Annotated in this window: 16 protein-coding genes; 10 read left to right on the top strand and 6 right to left on the bottom strand. The window is 52.8% G+C overall.

Going from position 1 to position 18,617, the window contains the following annotated elements; genetic code table 11:
* Positions 1-77: 77 nt before the first annotated feature.
* The 6 genes from AB2B48_RS13615 to AB2B48_RS13640 all read left to right on the top strand — a co-directional run bounded on the left by AB2B48_RS13615 (position 78) and on the right by AB2B48_RS13640 (position 6,463).
* Entirely contained in the window at positions 78-404 is a 327-nt protein-coding gene (locus tag AB2B48_RS13615) for a cupin domain-containing protein (RefSeq protein WP_106925892.1), read from the top strand.
* A 635-nt stretch (positions 405-1,039) separates the two neighbouring features.
* A complete protein-coding gene (locus tag AB2B48_RS13620) occupies positions 1,040-1,930 on the top strand; it encodes a carbohydrate ABC transporter permease (RefSeq protein WP_333496595.1) in 891 nt (296 codons plus the stop codon).
* Positions 1,923-2,825, top strand: a complete 903-nt coding sequence (locus AB2B48_RS13625; RefSeq protein WP_185670024.1) for a carbohydrate ABC transporter permease — start codon at positions 1,923-1,925, stop codon at positions 2,823-2,825. The genes AB2B48_RS13620 and AB2B48_RS13625 overlap by 8 nt, the downstream gene beginning before the upstream one ends.
* A 12-nt stretch (positions 2,826-2,837) precedes the next feature.
* Positions 2,838-3,965, top strand: coding sequence for an ABC transporter ATP-binding protein (locus tag AB2B48_RS13630; protein WP_185670023.1), 1,128 nt, complete (start codon positions 2,838-2,840; stop codon positions 3,963-3,965).
* Positions 3,966-3,979: 14 nt separating this feature from the next.
* Positions 3,980-5,266 (top strand): ABC transporter substrate-binding protein, encoded by a 1,287-nt coding sequence (locus tag AB2B48_RS13635; RefSeq protein WP_185670022.1) that lies wholly within the window; start codon positions 3,980-3,982, stop codon positions 5,264-5,266.
* 69 nt (positions 5,267-5,335) lie between these two features.
* The gene (locus AB2B48_RS13640; protein WP_368299404.1) at positions 5,336-6,463 is read left to right on the top strand and encodes an oligogalacturonate lyase family protein; all 1,128 of its coding nucleotides are present in this window, start codon (positions 5,336-5,338) and stop codon (positions 6,461-6,463) included.
* A 41-nt stretch (positions 6,464-6,504) separates the two neighbouring features.
* Here AB2B48_RS13640 and AB2B48_RS13645 read toward each other — a convergent pair whose 3' ends face one another.
* The 3 genes from AB2B48_RS13645 to kduI form a co-directional block, all read right to left on the bottom strand.
* Positions 6,505-7,923 carry a sugar porter family MFS transporter gene (locus AB2B48_RS13645; RefSeq protein ID WP_185670020.1) on the bottom strand — a complete coding sequence of 473 codons (1,419 nt, stop codon included), beginning with the start codon at positions 7,921-7,923 and terminating at the stop codon, positions 6,505-6,507.
* 360 nt (positions 7,924-8,283) lie between these two features.
* Positions 8,284-9,045 carry a 2-dehydro-3-deoxy-D-gluconate 5-dehydrogenase KduD gene (gene kduD / locus AB2B48_RS13650; RefSeq protein WP_185670018.1) on the bottom strand — a complete coding sequence of 254 codons (762 nt, stop codon included), beginning with the start codon at positions 9,043-9,045 and terminating at the stop codon, positions 8,284-8,286.
* A gap of 68 nt (positions 9,046-9,113) precedes the next feature.
* Positions 9,114-9,950, bottom strand: coding sequence for a 5-dehydro-4-deoxy-D-glucuronate isomerase (gene kduI, locus AB2B48_RS13655; protein ID WP_333500323.1), 837 nt, complete (start codon positions 9,948-9,950; stop codon positions 9,114-9,116).
* A gap of 476 nt (positions 9,951-10,426) precedes the next feature.
* Here kduI and AB2B48_RS13660 point away from each other — a divergent pair, with 476 nt between their 5' ends.
* The gene (locus tag AB2B48_RS13660; RefSeq protein ID WP_185670016.1) at positions 10,427-11,602 is read left to right on the top strand and encodes an oligogalacturonate lyase family protein; all 1,176 of its coding nucleotides are present in this window, start codon (positions 10,427-10,429) and stop codon (positions 11,600-11,602) included.
* A 160-nt stretch (positions 11,603-11,762) separates the two neighbouring features.
* The gene (locus tag AB2B48_RS13665; RefSeq protein WP_368299405.1) at positions 11,763-12,968 is read left to right on the top strand and encodes an ISL3 family transposase; all 1,206 of its coding nucleotides are present in this window, start codon (positions 11,763-11,765) and stop codon (positions 12,966-12,968) included.
* 227 nt (positions 12,969-13,195) lie between these two features.
* Here AB2B48_RS13665 and AB2B48_RS13670 read toward each other — a convergent pair whose 3' ends face one another.
* The 3 genes from AB2B48_RS13670 to AB2B48_RS13680 form a co-directional block, all read right to left on the bottom strand.
* On the bottom strand, positions 13,196-13,900 hold the full coding sequence (locus AB2B48_RS13670; protein WP_368299406.1) for an oligogalacturonate-specific porin KdgM family protein: 705 nt from the start codon (positions 13,898-13,900) through the stop codon (positions 13,196-13,198).
* 479 nt (positions 13,901-14,379) lie between these two features.
* Positions 14,380-15,561, bottom strand: coding sequence for an acetyl-CoA C-acetyltransferase (locus tag AB2B48_RS13675; protein ID WP_368299407.1), 1,182 nt, complete (start codon positions 15,559-15,561; stop codon positions 14,380-14,382).
* 111 nt (positions 15,562-15,672) lie between these two features.
* Complete coding sequence (locus AB2B48_RS13680) at positions 15,673-16,542, bottom strand: LysR family transcriptional regulator (RefSeq protein ID WP_035897651.1); 870 nt, start codon at positions 16,540-16,542, stop codon at positions 15,673-15,675.
* 94 nt (positions 16,543-16,636) lie between these two features.
* On the opposite strand from AB2B48_RS13680, the gene AB2B48_RS13685 reads away from it, so the two are divergent.
* Both AB2B48_RS13685 and AB2B48_RS13690 read left to right on the top strand, forming a co-directional pair.
* Positions 16,637-17,098, top strand: coding sequence for a multidrug/biocide efflux PACE transporter (locus tag AB2B48_RS13685; RefSeq protein WP_185670013.1), 462 nt, complete (start codon positions 16,637-16,639; stop codon positions 17,096-17,098).
* A 111-nt stretch (positions 17,099-17,209) separates the two neighbouring features.
* Positions 17,210-18,439, top strand: coding sequence for an amino acid permease (locus AB2B48_RS13690; protein WP_035897649.1), 1,230 nt, complete (start codon positions 17,210-17,212; stop codon positions 18,437-18,439).
* The last annotated feature ends 178 nt before the right edge of the window (positions 18,440-18,617 follow it).

Below are 18,617 nucleotides of genomic sequence, written 5' to 3' on the forward strand. Positions count from 1 at the left end.
GGCGATAGATTTCTTTTTGATCGTTTCTGAGATAAATTTAATGAAACAACGTTTCAACATACCAACAGGACCGCCTGATGTTTATTTTTCATAAAGAAACCACCCTTGAAGATCTGGGCAATGGCGTAACCCGCCGCATTCTCGCGCACGATGGCAAAATGATGGCCGTTGAGGTGAACTTCGAGCAAGGCGCCATCGGCCCGATGCACAACCACCCGCACGAGCAGTTAACCTACGTGCTGTCCGGCGAATTCGAATTCACCATCGGTGATGAAAAGCACGTCGTTGCCGCAGGCGACACGCTGTATAAGCAGCCGAACATCATGCACGGCTGCGTGTGCCTGAAAGCGGGTACGCTGCTGGATACCTTTACGCCGATGCGCCAGGATTTCCTTAAAGCCTGATATCGTATAAAAACAGCCGGGTGTCGTTTCACGATCCCCGGCTTTTTTTTATTACTATATTCGTCCTGGCCCTGCTTGTTTACGCGTTAAATATTCGTTATTTCCGATGAAACCTATCACGTCTAATCATTATCCGCATACCGACAAACGGTATTCATTACCTTGCTCAACTTCATATTTATTGCTGCGGCACGCTATTTCCTGCATCGCTAAAAATTAGTGGGTTAATCATTTGAACGATCAACTATATCGTTTTTTTTAGGCCGTCAACTTCCATACCAGATCTCCCTGAAAGTGCTGTAATACCTGCAAAAACGCCATCGCCATCACTTTAATGAAACATCGTTTCGACTTCGATCACACTTTCACGATTAATCGAATGACGCAGAAACAAATCGCAATAAAATAAATTTAAAACGGTGTTTTATAAAAAGCCCTCACAAAGAGCAAGATTTTAAAACACCAACGAACCAGACAATGGATAGCGAAAAAAGATTTTGAATTACATTTACTTACAGGGAAAGGCTGAATGACCGATAACAAGCTAACACTTTAAACACCCAGGCGCCAACAGGCGCGGGGGATGTAACAGACACCCAATCCGTTTGACACACTTGTTCGCCAGGTAGGTATGTATGAATGAAAACAGAATGTTGGGATTGGCCTGGATTTCACCCTATATCATTGGGTTGATAATCTTCACGGCCTTCCCGTTCGTTTCATCTTTCTTCCTCAGTTTTACTGAGTATGACTTGATGAGTCCGCCGGTATTTAACGGCATTGAGAACTATCGCTACATGTTTACAGAAGATGCCCTCTTCTGGAAATCCATGGGCGTCACGTTCGCCTACGTATTTTTAACTATCCCATTAAAGCTCGCTTTTGCTTTAGGGATTGCGTTTGTTCTGAACTTTAAATTACGCGGTATCGGCTTCTTCCGTACGGCTTACTATATTCCGTCTATCCTCGGTAGCTCCGTGGCTATCGCCGTACTGTGGCGCGCACTCTTCGCCATCGACGGCCTGCTGAACAGCTTTATCGGCGTGCTGGGCTTCGATCCGGTTAACTGGCTGGGCGAACCGTCACTGGCGCTGATGTCCGTTACCCTGCTGCGCGTATGGCAGTTCGGTTCCGCGATGGTTATCTTCCTGGCCGCACTGCAAAACGTACCGCAGTCCCAGTATGAAGCCGCGATGATCGATGGCGCATCCAAATGGCAGATGTTCATGAAAGTGACCGTGCCGCTGATTACGCCGGTTATCTTCTTCAACTTTATCATGCAGACCACCCAGGCATTCCAGGAGTTTACCGGCCCGTACGTGATTACCGGCGGTGGCCCAACCTACTCGACGTATCTGTTCTCGCTGTACATCTACGACACGGCGTTCAAGTACTTCGATATGGGCTATGGCGCCGCGCTGGCATGGGTCCTGTTCCTGGTAGTGGCTATCTTCGCAGGCATTGCCTTTAAGTCTTCAAAATACTGGGTGTTCTACTCCGCCGATAAGGGAGGCAAAAATGGCTGATATCCAACAAATCTCCGACGCAAGAACCATCGCAGAGCGTGAGGTTGCCCGCACCCTTCGTCGCGAGAAGATCAACGCCTGGATCCGTTACGTCATCCTGCTGATCGTCGGTCTGTTAATGCTCTACCCGCTGGCCTGGATGTTCTCGGCGTCGTTCAAACCGAACCACGAGATCTTCACCACGCTGAGCCTGTGGCCAGCACACGCCACCTGGGATGGCTTTATTAACGGCTGGAAAACCGGTACCGAGTACACCTTCGGTCATTACATGCTGAACACGTTCAAGTATGTGATTCCTAAGGTCATTCTGACCATTATCTCCTCCACCATCGTGGCGTACGGCTTTGCCCGCTTCGAGATTCCATGGAAGAAATTCTGGTTCGCTACGCTCATCACCACCATGCTGCTGCCGAGCACCGTACTGCTGATTCCTCAGTACCTGATGTTCCGCGAAATGGGCATGCTGAACAGCTACATGCCGCTGTACCTGCCGCTGGCCTTCGCCACGCAAGGGTTCTTCGTCTTCATGCTGATTCAGTTCCTGCGCGGCGTACCGCGTGACATGGAAGAAGCGGCGCAGATTGACGGCTGTAACTCCATCCAGGTGCTGTGGTACGTGGTAGTACCGATTCTGAAGCCAGCGATTATCTCCGTCGCACTGTTCCAGTTCATGTGGTCCATGAACGACTTTATCGGCCCGCTGATCTACGTCTATAGCGTTGATAAGTATCCGATTGCACTGGCACTTAAAATGTCCATCGACGTGACCGAAGGCGCGCCGTGGAACGAAATTCTGGCAATGGCGAGCATCTCCATTCTGCCATCTATCATTGTGTTCTTCCTGGCGCAGCGCTACTTCGTACAGGGCGTTACCAGCAGCGGAATTAAAGGTTAAGAGGGATATATCATGGCTGAAGTTATTTTCAACAAACTGGAAAAAGTGTACTCCAACGGCTTCAAAGCGGTACATGGTATCGACCTGAAAATCGCTGAAGGTGAGTTCATGGTGATCGTCGGTCCATCCGGCTGCGCCAAATCCACCACCCTGCGTATGCTGGCAGGACTTGAAACCATCAGCGGCGGCGAAGTCCGCATCGGCGAGAAAATTGTTAACAACCTCGCGCCAAAAGAGCGTGGGATTGCGATGGTGTTCCAGAACTATGCGCTTTATCCGCACATGACCGTGCGTGAAAACCTGGCGTTCGGCCTGAAGCTGAGCAAGCTGCCGAAAGCGCAGATTGACGCACAGGTTAACGAAGCGGCGAAAATCCTCGAACTGGAAGAGCTGCTGGACCGTCTGCCGCGCCAGCTCTCCGGCGGTCAGGCGCAGCGTGTGGCCGTAGGCCGTGCGATTGTGAAAAAGCCAGACGTGTTCCTGTTCGATGAACCGCTGTCTAACCTGGATGCCAAGCTGCGTGCGTCGATGCGTATCCGTATTTCCGACCTGCACAAGCAGCTGAAGAAATCCGGCAAGCCTGCGACCACCGTCTACGTGACCCACGATCAGACCGAAGCGATGACCATGGGCGACCGCATCTGCGTGATGAAGCTGGGCCACATCATGCAGGTAGACACTCCGGACAACCTGTACCACAAGCCGAAAAACATGTTCGTCGCCGGCTTTATCGGTGCACCGGAAATGAACATCCGCTCCTGCAAGCTGGTGAATAAAGAAGGCACTCTGAACCTGGCGATTGGCGATGAGTTCATGGCGCTCAGCGAAGGGCTGAACCAGAAACTGGCCGGTCATGACAATGAAGAAGTGTTCTACGGTATCCGTCCTGAATTCGTCTCGCTGTCCGACGAGCCGTTTGCTGAAGGCGGCTGCAGCGGTGAAATGGTTCGCGTGGAAAACATGGGCCATGAGTTCTTCGTTTACCTGAAAGTGGCGAACTACGAGCTGACGGCACGAATCCCTTCAGATGAAGCTAAACCAATGATTGATAAGGGGCTTCATCGTAAGGTGTACTTCAAGTTTGATATGAATAAATGCCATATCTTTGATGCTAAAACTGAACAGAACCTCTCCCTATAATCTGGAGTATTAAAATGAAAAAAGTGCTTTTAAGCGCAGCAATCTCCGCCACTCTGGGTCTGACCGCCCTTCCTTCGATGGCAAAGGATGTTGACCTTCGTATGTCCTGGTGGGGCGGCAACGGCCGTCACCAGGTGACTCTGAAGGCGCTGGAAGAGTTCCACAAGCAGAACCCGGACATTAACGTGAAGGCTGAGTACACCGGTTGGGACGGCCACTTATCCCGTCTGACCACTCAGATTGCTGGCGGCACTGAACCGGACGTGATGCAGACTAACTGGAACTGGCTGCCGATCTTCTCGAAAAACGGCGACGGCTTCTACGATCTGAACAAAATGAAGGACGTGATCGACTTAAGCCAGTTCGATGCCAAAGAGCTGCAGTCCACCACCGTGAACGGCAAGCTGAACGGGATCCCAATCTCCGTTACCGCTCGCGTGTTCTACTTCAACGATGAGACCTGGAAACAGGCAGGCGTAGCCTACCCGAAAACCTGGGACGATCTGCTGGCGGCGGGTAAAACCTTCGAAAGCAAGCTGGGCAAACAGTACTTCCCGGTGGTTCTGGAGCACCAGGATACCCTGGCGCTGCTGAACTCCTATATGACGCAGAAGTACAACATTCCGGCTATCAACACGGACACCAAGAAGTTCTCTTACTCCAAAGAGCAGTGGGTTGAGTTCTTCCAGATGTACAAAAAGCTGGTCGACAGCCACGTGATGCCTGATACCAAGTACTACGCGTCCTTTGGTAAGAGCAACATGTATGAAATGAAGCCGTGGATCCAGGGCGAATGGGGCGGTACTTACATGTGGAACTCCACCATTAACAAGTACTCCGATAACCTGAAGCCACCAGCGAAGCTGGAGCTGGGTAGCTATCCAATGCTGCCGGGCGCTACCGACGCGGGTCTGTTCTTCAAACCAGCACAGATGCTCTCCATCGGCAAATCCACCAAGAACCCGGAAGCCGCTGCGAAAGTCATCAACTTCCTGCTGAACAGCAAAGAAGGTGTCGATACCTTAGGTCTGGAACGTGGCGTGCCGCTGAGCAAAGTCGCGGTGAAATACCTGACCGAAGACGGCATCCTGAAAGAGAGCGATCCTTCCGTTGCGGGCCTGCGTCTGGCGCAGTCTCTGCCAGCGAAGCTGAGCGTCTCTCCTTACTTTGACGATCCGCAGATCGTTGCCCAGTTCGGCACCACGCTGCAGTACATCGACTACGGCCAGAAATCCGTAGAAGAAGCAGCAGCGGACTTCCAGCGCCAGGGCGAGCGTATTCTGAAACGCGCCATGCGCTAATCGCGATTTAGCTATCAATACCCTGCAACTTCCGGTTGCGGGGTATTTTTTTATTCAAGGAGAAAGCACATGAAAGGCAAAATCATCCCGCTGAATTTCCGTACGCAGAAAGACAGCGAAACCGGTCACGAGGTGATCCGGATGACGCCACCGCACATTATTTGCCACCGAAACTACTTCTACCAAAAATGCTTTACCCGCGACGGCGGCAAGCTGATTTTTGGCGGCGCATTCGAGGGGCACTGGAACTACTATTTACTGGATATTGCCGCTCAGCAGGCGACCCAGCTTACCGACGGCGCGGGGGATAACACCTTCGGCGGCTTCCTGTCTGGCGACGATCAATCTTTATGGTATGTGAAAGACACGCGCCAACTGAGACGCCTGGATCTCTCGACGCTGGAAGAGTACGTGATCTACGAAGTGGACGATGAGTGGGTTGCCTACGGCACGTGGGTCGCGAACTCAGACTGCACGAAACTCGTCGGCATCGAAATTAAAAAAAGCGACTGGCAGTCGTTAACCGACTGGTCGAAGTTCCGCGCCTACTACTTTACCAACCCGGAATGCCGTCTGATTAACATCGACCTGAAAACCGGAGAACAGCGGACCATCCTGCAGGAAAAACGCTGGCTCGGGCACCCTATCTACCGCCCGTTTGACGATAAGACCGTGGCGTTTTGTCACGAAGGCCCGCGTGACGCCATCGACGCGCGCATGTGGCTGGTCAATGAAGACGGCAGCAACGTTCGCTGCGTACGTCAGCATCAAAAAGGGGAAAGTTTTACCCACGAATTCTGGGTGCCGGACGGCTCCGCGCTTTACTACGTGGCGCACCAGGAGAACAGCCCGCACCGTTATCTCTACAGCGCCGACCCGCAGACGCTGGAAAATCACCAGCTGATGGCGATCCCGCCCTGCTCGCACCTGATGAGTAACCACGACGGTTCCCTGGTGGTTGGTGACGGTGCGCCGCATAACACCGGCGACATCAGCCTGAACGATCCGTTTATCTGGGTATTCAATTTGAAAACCGGGGAGAAGACGGCGATTTGCCAGCATAACAGCAGTTGGAAGGTACTGGACGGCGACCGTCAGGTTACGCATCCGCATCCGTCGTTTTCGCCGGACGGTGAGTGGGTGCTGTATACCTCGGACGCTGAGGGAATGCCGGCATTGTATTTAGCGAAGGTGTAGAACTGAGCTTGCCCGGCGGCGCAGCGCCGCCGGGTTCCTGATTAGACGCCGATATCCCGCAATTTCTCGCCTTTCATCAGCTTACGTTCAATGTGCTCCAGCGTAACCCCTTTGGTTTCCGGAATCAGCCAGAAGGTCACGCCGATAAAGGCCACGTTCAGCACGGTATAGAGCCAGAACGTCCCCGCTGCGCCGATGGAATCCAGCAGCGTCAGGAAGGTTGCGCCGATAATCATGTTCGACACCCAGTTGGTGGTGGTAGAACAGGTGATACCGAAGTCGCGGCATTTCAGCGGCTGAATTTCAGAGCAGAGGATCCACACTACCGGTGCCGCGCTCATCGCATAGCCCGCAATGCACATCATGGTCATACCGACGGAGAGCCAGGAGAGCCCGCTGCTCGCGGTGCCATTATCAAACTGCATCAGGCAGTAGCCCAGCACCAGCGTACCGATAGCCATCACCGTAAAGCCAATTTTCAGCGCCGGTTTACGTCCGGCTTTATCGACGGTAAACACCGCAATAAAGGTGGCGAACATAAAGGTTAAACCGACCACCAGGGTGGCAATCATCTGCTGCTCGGTCGTAGTGAAGCCCGCCATTTTGAAGATGCGCGGCGCGTAGTACATGATGATGTTCATGCCGGTAAACTGCTGCATCGCCTGCAGCAGCATGCCGAGGAACACCGCGCGGCGCACGTTGCGATTCACCTTAAACAGCGCCCAACCGCCCTGCTTCAGCTTCAGGCTTTCACGAATTTCATTCAGCTCGTCGCGCGCTTTTTCAGACGTGTCACGCAGCATGCGCAGCACCTCTTCCGCTTCAATATGACGGCCTTTTTCCGCCAACCAGCGCGGGCTGTTCGGCAGGAACACCACCAGCACAATCAGCACCAGAGCAGGCAGCGCCAGCACGGCGAGCATCGCGCGCCAGTTGCCGCTGTAGCTAAATGCGGTGTCGGAGAGAAACGCCATCACGATACCCAGCGTCACCATCAGCTGGTACATGCTGATCATTTTGCCACGCACGTTTTCACTCGCCATTTCGGACAGATACAGCGGCGCGGTATACGAGGCGATACCCACGGCAACGCCGAGGATAACCCTGGCGACCAGCAGCATTTCGACGTTAACGGCAAAACCGGAGCCCAGTGAACCGGCCACGAACAGCACGGCGCCGACCATCAGGCTGTATTTACGGCCCAGGCGGAACGACAGCCAACCGTTGAAGAGCGCACCGATGGCGGCCCCCAGCATCATACTGCTGACCACCCACTCCTGCAGGCGGTTAGAGAGCACGAAGTGATCGGTGATAAAGGGCAGCGCCCCGGCAATCACCCCGATATCAAGACCAAAGAGCAGCCCCGCCACCGCAGCGGCAAAGGAAACAAACATATTCATGCGCCGGGTATCGCGCTGGGCGTTCGGCATTAACGTTGAATCGTTGCTGATTGAAGTCATTTTTTTCCTGCCAGACAAAGTAAGACATGGAATGAAAATACGAGATAGGCGCACCAGACCGTCAGGCCATAAACGTTATTAATATGGATGATATTGCTGCATAGGTCGGTTTTGTGATGGACATTCGACTTTCGCATGGAAGTGAAACCCGTTACATATCGTCAAAAAACCCTACAACACATGCATTACTATTTTTTGATAGGTGAAGGTGCATGGACGATATGAATATGTGGATATGGATGATTAAAGACCCTGACGTTGCCTGTGCCATCCGTAGCCCGGCCGGGCAAAGCGACGCCAGGGATCCTACAGACATAAAAAAACCTGCCGAAGCAGGTTTTTTCACATCCAGACGCTAACTTAGCGAGCCAGCCAGCCGCCATCCACCGCGACGGTGTAGCCGTTGATGTAGTCAGACGCCGGAGAAGCCAGGAAGACGATTGGCCCCATCAGATCGCTTGGCAGACCCCAACGACCCGCTGGAATACGGTCAAGGATCGCCGCGCTACGCTCTTCGTCAGCGCGCAGCTGCTGGGTGTTGTTGGTGGCCATGTAGCCCGGTGCAATCGCGTTCACGTTGATACCGTGTTTCGCCCACTCGTTCGCCATCAGACGGGTTACGCCCATCACGCCGCTTTTAGACGCGGTGTAAGACGGCACGCGGATGCCGCCCTGGAAGGAGAGCATGGAGGCGATGTTGATAATTTTGCCGCCGTTACCCTGCGCGATGAAGTGCTTAGCCGCAGCCTGAGACATGAAGAACACGCTCTTGATGTTCAGGTTCATGACGTCATCCCAGTCTTTTTCGCTGAAGTCGATCGCGTCTTCACGACGAATCAGACCCGCGTTGTTTACCAGGATATCGATATGGCCGAATTCAGCCACCGCGCGCTCCAGCAGTTCTGGAATGCCATCGATTTTACGCAGGTCAGCGGTCAGGCTCAGGAAGCGACGACCCAGTGCGGTAACGCGTTCGATGGTTTCGGTTGGCTCAACGATGTTGATACCAACGATGTCGCAGCCCGCTTCCGCCAGACCCAACGCCATACCTTGACCCAGACCGGTATCGCAACCAGTAACCACGGCAACTTTGCCCTGCAGAGAGAATGAATCCAAAATCATTTTATATTCCTTGTCGTTTTGCGCCTGTACCGGACAGGCATCATTAATCTAATGCTTGCTGTCCGCGACTAGCGCAGATCCCTAACTGCTACATGATCCATGTCATCAAAGACCTGGTTCTCACCCACCATTCCCCAGATGAAGGTGTAAGCCTTCGTACCGACGCCGGAATGGATTGACCAGCTCGGTGAAATCACCGCCTGTTCATTGTGCATAACAATATGACGCGTTTCCTGCGGCTGCCCCATCATATGGAACACGCAGCTGTCTTCATCCATGTTGAAGTAGAAGTACACTTCCATGCGGCGCTCGTGGGTATGGCACGGCATGGTGTTCCACAGGTTACCTGGCGCCAGTTCGGTCAGGCCCATGCTGAGCTGGCAGGTTTCCAGCACATCAGGAACAAAGTATTTATTGATGGTACGGCGGTTGCTGGTGAGGTTATCCCCCAGCGTAACCGGCGCAACGTCTGCAGGGGTGACCTTTTTGGTCGGGTACGTGGTGTGGGCCGGAGCGCAGTTATAGTAAAACTTCGCTGGTTTCGCCGCATCAATGCTGGCGAACACCACTTCTTTCGCACCTTTACCGACGTACAAAGCATCGCGATGGCCAATTTCATAGCACTGGCCGTCAACGGTAATCGTGCCCGCACCGCCAATGTTGATGACACCCAGTTCGCGGCGCTCGAGGAAATAGCTGACGCCAAGCTGCTTGCCAACTTCACCGCCGACAGAGACCGTTTTCGCCACTGGCATAATGCCGCCAACGATAATGCGGTCGATATGGCTATACACCATGGTGTATTCATCAGCAGTGAAAACCTGTTCAACTAAAAACTCGTCTCGAAGGCCCTGCGTATCCAGCGTCTTAGCATGAGCGCTATGAATGCTCTGTCTTACTTCCACCTGAACCTCCAGGAAAATGTGGTTTTGTCTTCTATATTAGAAACGAAACTGCGTTCCGCTTTGTTTAATGCTTGTATCTTATCCCTGATGAAATGGGTTTTCAATTACAAATAAAACATCGTTTCATTTTTTCTGCGTAATAATATCAAAAATGCAAAAGCGATCACGAATATGCACTTTTGTCGCGTTGCAAAAAAACAAAAAACACTATTATTCATCCAGTTACAGGTTTCTTTGAAAAATTACCACTTTAGTAGAAAGGATGTCGTGAAAACAAAGGCAAGCTTGACAAGCGGCAGATTGGCTACACAAAAAAGTAGCAGAAATGATGATTTTTCGTATAAAGTGAGTCTGACATCACAAACAATGAAACGCTGTTTTGATAAATTGATACCCAATTTTTAAAATAACATCAGAATCGGCCAGCACGGGAGATAGCACCCTGCGACCGCTAGAGTGAGTGAAAGGAGAGCATCATGGCTAAAGGCATGCGGGTTAAATTGAACTATGAGGTCAGCCGCGACCCAGATACCGGCGCGGAGGTCACCCGCTTAACGCCACCGGAAGTAACGTGTCATCGTAACTACTTCTATCAGAAGTGTTTCTTTAATGATGGCAGCCACCTGTTATTTGCCGGCGAGTTCGATGGCCACTGGAACTACTATTTACTGGATGTCGCCAACGCCGAAGCCGTACAGCTGACCGAAGGCGCGGGTGATAACACTTTTGGCGGCTTCCTCTCTCCGGACGATAAATCACTCTACTATGTGAAGAACGACCGTACTCTGCTGGAAGTTAACCTGAAAACCCTGGTCGAGCGTGAAGTGTACCGCGTGCCGGATGAGTGGGTTGGCTACGGCACCTGGGTATCAAACAGCGACTGCACCAAGCTGGTTGGCATCGAAATCGCTAAGAGCGACTGGACGCCGCTGAACGACTGGCAACTGTTCCACGATTTCTTCCATAAAGGCCCACACTGCCGCCTGCTGCGCGTTGACCTGAAAACCGGTGAAAGCGCGACGATCCACGAAGAAAAAATCTGGCTCGGCCACCCAATCTATCGTCCGTTTGACGATAGCACCGTAGCCTTCTGCCACGAAGGCCCGCACGATCTGGTCGACGCGCGTATGTGGCTGGTTAATGAAGACGGCAGCAACGTTCGTAAAGTCAAAGAACACGCGGAAGGCGAAAGCTGCACGCACGAATTCTGGGTGCCAAACGGCTCCGCGCTGGTGTACGTCTCTTACCTGAAAGGGCAGCAGGGTCGCACCATCTACCGCTTTAACCCGGACACCAACGTAAACGAAGCGCTGATGCAGATGCCGGCCTGTTCTCACCTGATGAGCAACTTCGACGGCACGATGCTGGTTGGCGACGGTTCCGGTACGCCGGTTGATGTGAAAGACACCAGCGGCTACACCATCGATAACGATCCCTACCTGTATGCGTTCGACGTGGCGAAACAGGCTTACTTCCGCATTGCTCGTCACGATACGTCATGGGCAACGGTACAAAACAGCCGTCAGGTAACGCACCCGCATCCGTCCTTTACCCCAGACGACAGCGCAGTGCTGTTCAGCTCTGACAAAGACGGTAAGCCGGCGCTGTACATTGCCAAACTGCCTGCCGAACGTGTGTTAGTAAAAGCGTAATAAATCTAAGTTTTGTGTTTCTGTAACTGGCCTTGCCCTCCTCTGGAGGGCTTTTTTTTGGTTCATCGCAGGTTAGCGTGAACCAATAGAAAACGGCAGTAAGAACGTTTAGGTTTGTATTCGCCAAAACACACCCTGAACCTTCAAAACTGCCGTTACTATGAATGCTAACCTGACTTCTCTTTTCTGGAAAGGATTCAGTGTCTTTTCCTGCACTGAAATTGCCCACGATACCCTGCTCATCCGCCTTCAGCCCGCAACTTCGCAGCCACCCTGTTGCCGTGGATGTCACCGCAGTACACCCCATATTCACGATACTACCCTGCGACGGGTCAGGGAGCGTGAGCTCCTCAACTGGAAGGTCTGGCTGGATGTGCCTGTCTGCCGTCTGCGCTGTTCATCCTGCGGCATTATGACCGAAAAAATCGACTGGCTGCCTGAGCGTCAGCGATACACCGCCACCCTGTCAGCGTGGGTTGAATCGCTCGTCCGGTTACTGCCGATTAAGCATGTCGCCAGCCTGACCGGACTGCACTGGCATACCATTAAAAATATCGATTACCGGAGGATGCTACGTGAAGTTCGCGAGCCACAGCGGCATCTCCTGCGACGTCTGATGATGGATGAGTTCGCCCTGTTTAAAGGTCACCGTTACGCCACCGTCGTGGCTGACGCCGATACACAGCAGGTGCTGTGGGTGGGAGAAGGTCGCAGCAGAGCGGCCTTCCGGCCCTTCTTCACCTGGCTGGGAGCGGAGGGGTGTGCTGCCATAGAATCTGTTGCCATGGATATGAACACCGCATTCGACCTGGAGGTCAGGGAGCACTGTCCCCAGGCACAGGTAGTGTATGACTTGTTCCATGTGGTCGCGAAGTTCGGTCGTGAGGTCATTGACCGTGTCAGAGTTGACCAGGCAAACCGGTTACGGGAGAACCCAAAGTCCCGGCGGGTCATCAAACGTAGTCGCTGGCTGTTGCTGCGCAACCCGGAGAACCTGCCGGAAGGACATGAGGTCAGGCTGTCAGAGTTGCTGGAAGCCAATCAGCCGTTAAATACCGTCTATGTGATGAAAACGGCGCTGAAAGAGCTGTGGTATGCGCCGAATGAACAGGAAGCGGTGCGGCGCTGGGATGAGTGGTACAGACAATCTCAGGAAAGCGGTATAAAGGCACTGAAACAGTTCGCTGACAAGCTAAAGGGATATGTGGGCGGAATAATAGCCAGTGCGGCGCACAGACTCAATACCAGCGTACTGGAAGGGATGAACAATAAGATCAAGGTGATAAAGAGAATGGCGTATGGGTACCGGGATAACGACTACTTCTTCCTGAAAATCAAAGCAGCGTTCCCCGGTAAAATGCGATGAACCTTTTTTTTGGCTGTTTTTTCGGTTGGAGCAGGAACCCTCACCCTAACCCTATCCCTTAAAAAGGGAGAGGGAACATTCCGTGCGGGAATGAATAACTGCACCCAACGGTCCCCTCGCCCCTTTGGGGAGAGGGTTAGGGTGAGGGGAAAACAGCACACTGCCACAAAAACGAAAACCCCCGGCTAAATGCTCCGGGGGGAAAACGGATGAGGGTCCGAATTTATTTAGAAGGAGTAAGCAACACCTACACGTAAACGGGTCTGACGCTCATCGGTAGATTTCACGCCCACGTTACCCACTTCAAAGTACGGGGACCAGTTCTTATCCCATTTATACGCCAGCTTAGCGTTATATTCGGTGCTGTACGGTTTGTTGTTGTTACGATACAGGCTCTTATGCTGATCGTCGGCTACCGTACTGCGTGCATACACGTAGTTCAGCTCTGCACGCCAGTCGCCCATCGCCCAACCAACCCAGGTATCCACTTTGTTAACTTTATCGTCAACGCCGCCACTTGCCGGTACGCGGGTGTATTCATAACGGTAACGAGCTGCGACGTAGAAACCATTATCAAAGCTGTACTGCGCATGCAGATAAGGTTTGTAGATTGAGAAGCTGTCCTTACTCTCAATGTTAAAGCCTGGGTTCAGGGCAAAGTTATCTGTCGCCTTCCAGCGCCAGTTAATGGACTCTTCGTGACCATTACCCACCACTTCGTTAAACGGACGATCCTGTTTATCAGCATCACCACCCGTTTTCCATTTTGCTTCCACGCCAAAACCAAGACCGTTATCAAAACGATGGGATACCGCAACACGGTCTGCGTTGGTGCCGCTGTCAACATATTCATGACGCAGGTCAACGGTTACCGCAGATGCAGCGAAAGACATACCAGATAATACGGCCAGGGCCAGAGTTTTCTTAAGCATTTGCCATCCCTCAATTAAAATTATGTTTCTTTTTTATGAAATTGGATTTTATTTTTTCCGGTTATGTATTTTAGTGATCAAGATCGTAATTATTTGTTTCATAAAATCCGGCACACGAAGGACGTGATAAAGCTCAACAAAAAATCGAAGATCCCCCTTAAAAATAAAACTCAGATCACAAACTTTTATATGATTGTATTTTTAATTAAATTAAAATCCATTAATAACAGTAACTTACACAAAAAAAATAACCATAGTTATTCTTAGCAATAGTAATAATTTATGTTTTACTAATAATCTGCCTAAGCGTCATCTCATACGCACCATTTACAACTGATACAAATAAACATAAATACATAAAGGAATGAACTAGACAGAAACCCATTTCTATTCTCATAAACTCAGGCATATAAACAAAAAAGACCTCAATTGAGGTCTTTCTGGAAGGGGGGAATTGAGGGGAAACTAAAGCGTTATTACTAAGTATCGCGTTCGACGGCAAGCGCCACACCCTGACCGCCGCCGATGCACAGCGTGGCCAGTCCTTTACGGGCATCGCGTTTCACCATTTCGTGAACCAGTGACACCAGGATACGGCAGCCCGAAGCCCCGATAGGATGCCCTAATGCAATCGCCCCGCCGTTGACGTTGACCTTCTGCTCGTTCCATTCCAGCATTCTGCCCACCGAAATGGCCTGCGCAGCAAACGCTTCGTTGGCTTCAATCAGATCAACATCGCTCAGTTGCCAGCCGGCTCGTTCAAGGCAGCGGCGAGTCGCATAGACCGGTGCGATACCCATCAACGCAGGGTCGACGCCAACGCTGGCGAAAGCGCGGATCCTGGCAAGGATCGGCAACCCCAGCTCCAGCGCTTTGCTTTCACTCATCATCAGCACCGCCGCTGCGCCGTCATTAATGGACGACGCGTTGCCCGCGGTCACGGAACCCGCCTGATCAAAAGAGGGAACCAGACGCGCTAACGCTTCGGCGCTGGCATCGGTTTGCGGCTGTTCATCGGTATCGACAATGTGTGAACCGCCAGGCTGTAGATTGACGACCGGGACAATTTCATCGCGAAAACGTCCAGAGTCGATGGCCCGACGGGCCTTGTGCTGTGAGCTAAGCGCCCACGCATCCTGCTGCTCGCGGCTGATACCATACTCGCGCGCCAGGTTCTCCGCCGTCACGCCCATATGGTAATCGTTGAAGGCATCCCACAGGCCGTCGTGCACCAGGCTGTCAATTAGCTGGCTGTTGCCAAGCTGCGCGCCGGTGCGGCTATCGGTCAGCACGTGTGGGGCGCGGCTCATGTTCTCCTGCCCACCGGCAATCACCACGTCGGCTTCACCGCACTGAATCGCCTGCGTGGCCAGATGCAGCGCTTTCAGACCTGAACCACACACATCATTGATGGTAATCGCCGAGACGGTGTTCGGCAGACCGCCTTTAATCGCAGACTGTCGCGCCGGGTTCTGTCCGGTTCCCGCCGTTAATACCTGACCAATGATCACCTCATCGATGGTCGCGGCGGAAATTCCGCTACGTTCGACCAGGGCATTAATCACCAGGCTCCCCAACTCCACGGCGGAATGGCGGGCAAGCGCCCCCTGAAAACAGCCTATGGGCGTACGGACAGCACCTACGATAACGACGTCTTTCATCTCGACCTCAGCGCAAAATTATCCGCGTATAGTAGATGATTGTTATCAACTATTTTCGTAATTGTTTAAAAAAAGTGAGTTTTATCACAAAGGAAATTCACCCCGTTTCATTCAGGCTGAAACCTGCTGCAAATACTGACGCAGCCAGCTTCCCGCCGCCCCCAGCGGCGAGGCTTTATGCCATAGAAGGTCGGTCGATACCGAGATTGGCCAGCCCACAATATCCAGCATAGTCAGCTCCGCCGAGCGTGCAAATTCGTCCACCAGCGCGCAGGGCAATGCACACCAGCCTAGTCCCTGCGCCGCCATGCTCAGCAGCATCAGGTAGTTTGGTGCAGACCACACGGGCCCACGCGCAGGGGTAGTGTGGTTCTCCAGATAAGTATTGAGTCGCAACTCACGCCAGGTGCTCAACTGCTCCCACTCCAGCCCTCGCTCGGCGGCCAGGGGATGCGTCGGCGACACGTAAATCGCCATACGCGTCTGCATCGGCAAACGGGTGTGGCCAATATCGGTAGGATAACTATCCCGCGCTTCAATTAAGCCAACCTGCGCACGCCCTTTTTGCAGCAGATCCACCACGTCGTCATCTTCCCCGACCAGGCACTCAAACTCCGTGTGCGGAAAACGGCGGTCAAACTGGGCCAGCAGATCTTCGAGCACGTCGGGATGCAGCGTATCGGAAAGCACAAAGGTCAGCCGCGCTTCGGTCTCACCGCTAAGCGACACCGCCAACTCATCCAGCCGTTCGCTGGCGCTCAGAATGGCCTGTACGTAGCTCAGCACCCGCTGCCCTTCGGCGGTCAGCAGCGGCTGACGCGTGGAACGGTCAAACAGCGTCACGCCGAGATCCGCCTCAAGATGAGCAATGGCGGTGCTGATAGTGGACTGGCTTTTCCGCAAACGGCGCGCCGCCGCTGAGAAAGAGCCGCAGGAGACGGTTTCGACAAACGCGGTCAGGGCTTCGGGAGAATAGCGCATGATGTATCTACTTTATCGATGGTTTCTATCTTTTACTTATCATATTTATCCATAAAATGCCCACTATCGCATTCCATAAATCAAAGGTCACAAGATGCAAAACGATTCATTACATCGCAGAAAACTCCCGGAGCGTATCTTCCATGCCGTGTGCTTCGAGGGGATCGCCACCGCGATCCTCGCCCCTACCGCAGCCTACCTGATGCAGCGATCCGTACTTGAAATGGGCGGGCTGACGGTCATTCTGGCCACCACCGCGATGATCTGGAATATCATCTATAACGCGGGTTTCGACCGCTTCTGGCCGGTGACCCGCGTTATCCGTACCGCTAAAGTCCGTGCGCTGCACGCGCTCGGCTTTGAGTGCGGGTTTATCGTCATCGGGGTGAGCATCGTGTCGCTGGTGCTGGGCGTGACGCTCCTGCAGGCGCTGACGCTGGAGATTGGCTTCTTCTTGTTCTTCCTGCCCTACACCATGCTCTACAACTGGGTTTACGACACCCTGCGCGAGCGCATCATCAAGCGCCGTCAACAGAACCTTTACGCGAGAAATTAATCCACTTTTCAGGCCGATAACAATCGGTCTGAAAATGTTCAGCCACACGAAAAGCTAATTATGGTAAATTATCCGCCATTTTTTTGGTTTTATGGTTGATATATTCAGATAATGTCTAAAATTTGGTCTAAAGAAGAGACGCTATGGAGCTTTGCCTTATATGGCACAGCCGTCGGCGCGGGGACCCTTTTCCTGCCCATCCAGCTTGGCGCCGCAGGTGCCGTGGTGCTGTTTATTACCGCCCTCGTCGCCTGGCCCCTGACTTACTGGCCGCATCGCGCCTTATGTCAGTTCATCCTGTCCGCTAACACCCCGGCAAGCGTTGGCATCACCGGTGCCGTCAGCCACTATTACGGCAAAAAGATCGGCAACCTGATTACCACGCTCTACTTCGTTGCCTTTTTCGTGGTGGTATTGATTTACGCCGTCGCCATTACTAACTCGCTGACCGAGCAGATTGGTCACCATATGCCGGTCGACCTCACGACACGAGCGTTGGTCAGTCTTGGCGTCGTACTGTTGCTGAACCTGATTTTCCTGACGGGCCGTCAGACCACCATCAAGGTGATGGGCATGCTGGTCTTCCCGCTGATTGCCTACTTCCTGTTCCTGTCTATCTATCTGACCGGAAGCTGGCAGCCGTCGCTGCTGACCACGCAGATGGAAGTCAGCACGCATACCTTACACCAGGTGTGGTTATCCATTCCCGTGATGGTTTTCGCTTTTAGCCATACGCCGATTATCTCCACCTTCGCCATCGACCGGCGGGAGAAATATGGCGAGCAGGCCATGGGTAAATGCAAAAAAATCATGAAGGTGGCGTATCTGGTCATCTGCCTGAGCGTGCTGTTCTTTGTGTTCAGTTGCCTGATGTCGATTCCACCGTCCTATATCAATACGGCGAAAGCGGAAGGCGTGACCATCCTTTCCGCGCTGTCGATGATGCCGAACTCTCCGAGCTGGCTGTCGATTTCCGGGATAGTGGTCGCCGTGGTCGCGATGTCGAAATCGTTCCTCGGCACCTATTTCGGGGTGATTGAAGGGGCCAGCGAGATGGTGAAATCGTCGCTGAACCAGGTCGGCGTTCGCAAGAGCCGCTCGTTTAACCGCGGGCTCTCTATCCTGCTGGTGTCAGCGGTGACCTTTATCGTCTGCTGCATTAACCCAAATGCGATTTCGATGATCTACGCCATCAGCGGCCCGCTGATTGCTATGATTCTGTTTATCATGCCAACGCTGTCGACCTACCTGATCCCGTCGCTCAAGCCTTACCGTTCTATTGGTAGCCTGATTACGCTGATTGTCGGCCTGCTGTGCGTGTCGGTGATGTTCTTCGGGTAAGCGCATCACGGATGTAAAAAAGGCCTGTCGGGGAAACCCGGTAGGCCTTTTTTGTTGGCTAAATCATGGTAGCCCGGACGAGGCGTTTACGCCGACTCCGGGGAGGTTCGATACCATATGCAGGCTTGTCGCACTCCCCGGCGGCGCTTCGCTTGGCCGGGCTACGGTTCTGAACAGC

This window comes from Kluyvera sichuanensis (assembly GCF_040930405.1).
Taxonomy (GTDB): Bacteria; Pseudomonadota; Gammaproteobacteria; order Enterobacterales; family Enterobacteriaceae; genus Kluyvera; species Kluyvera sichuanensis.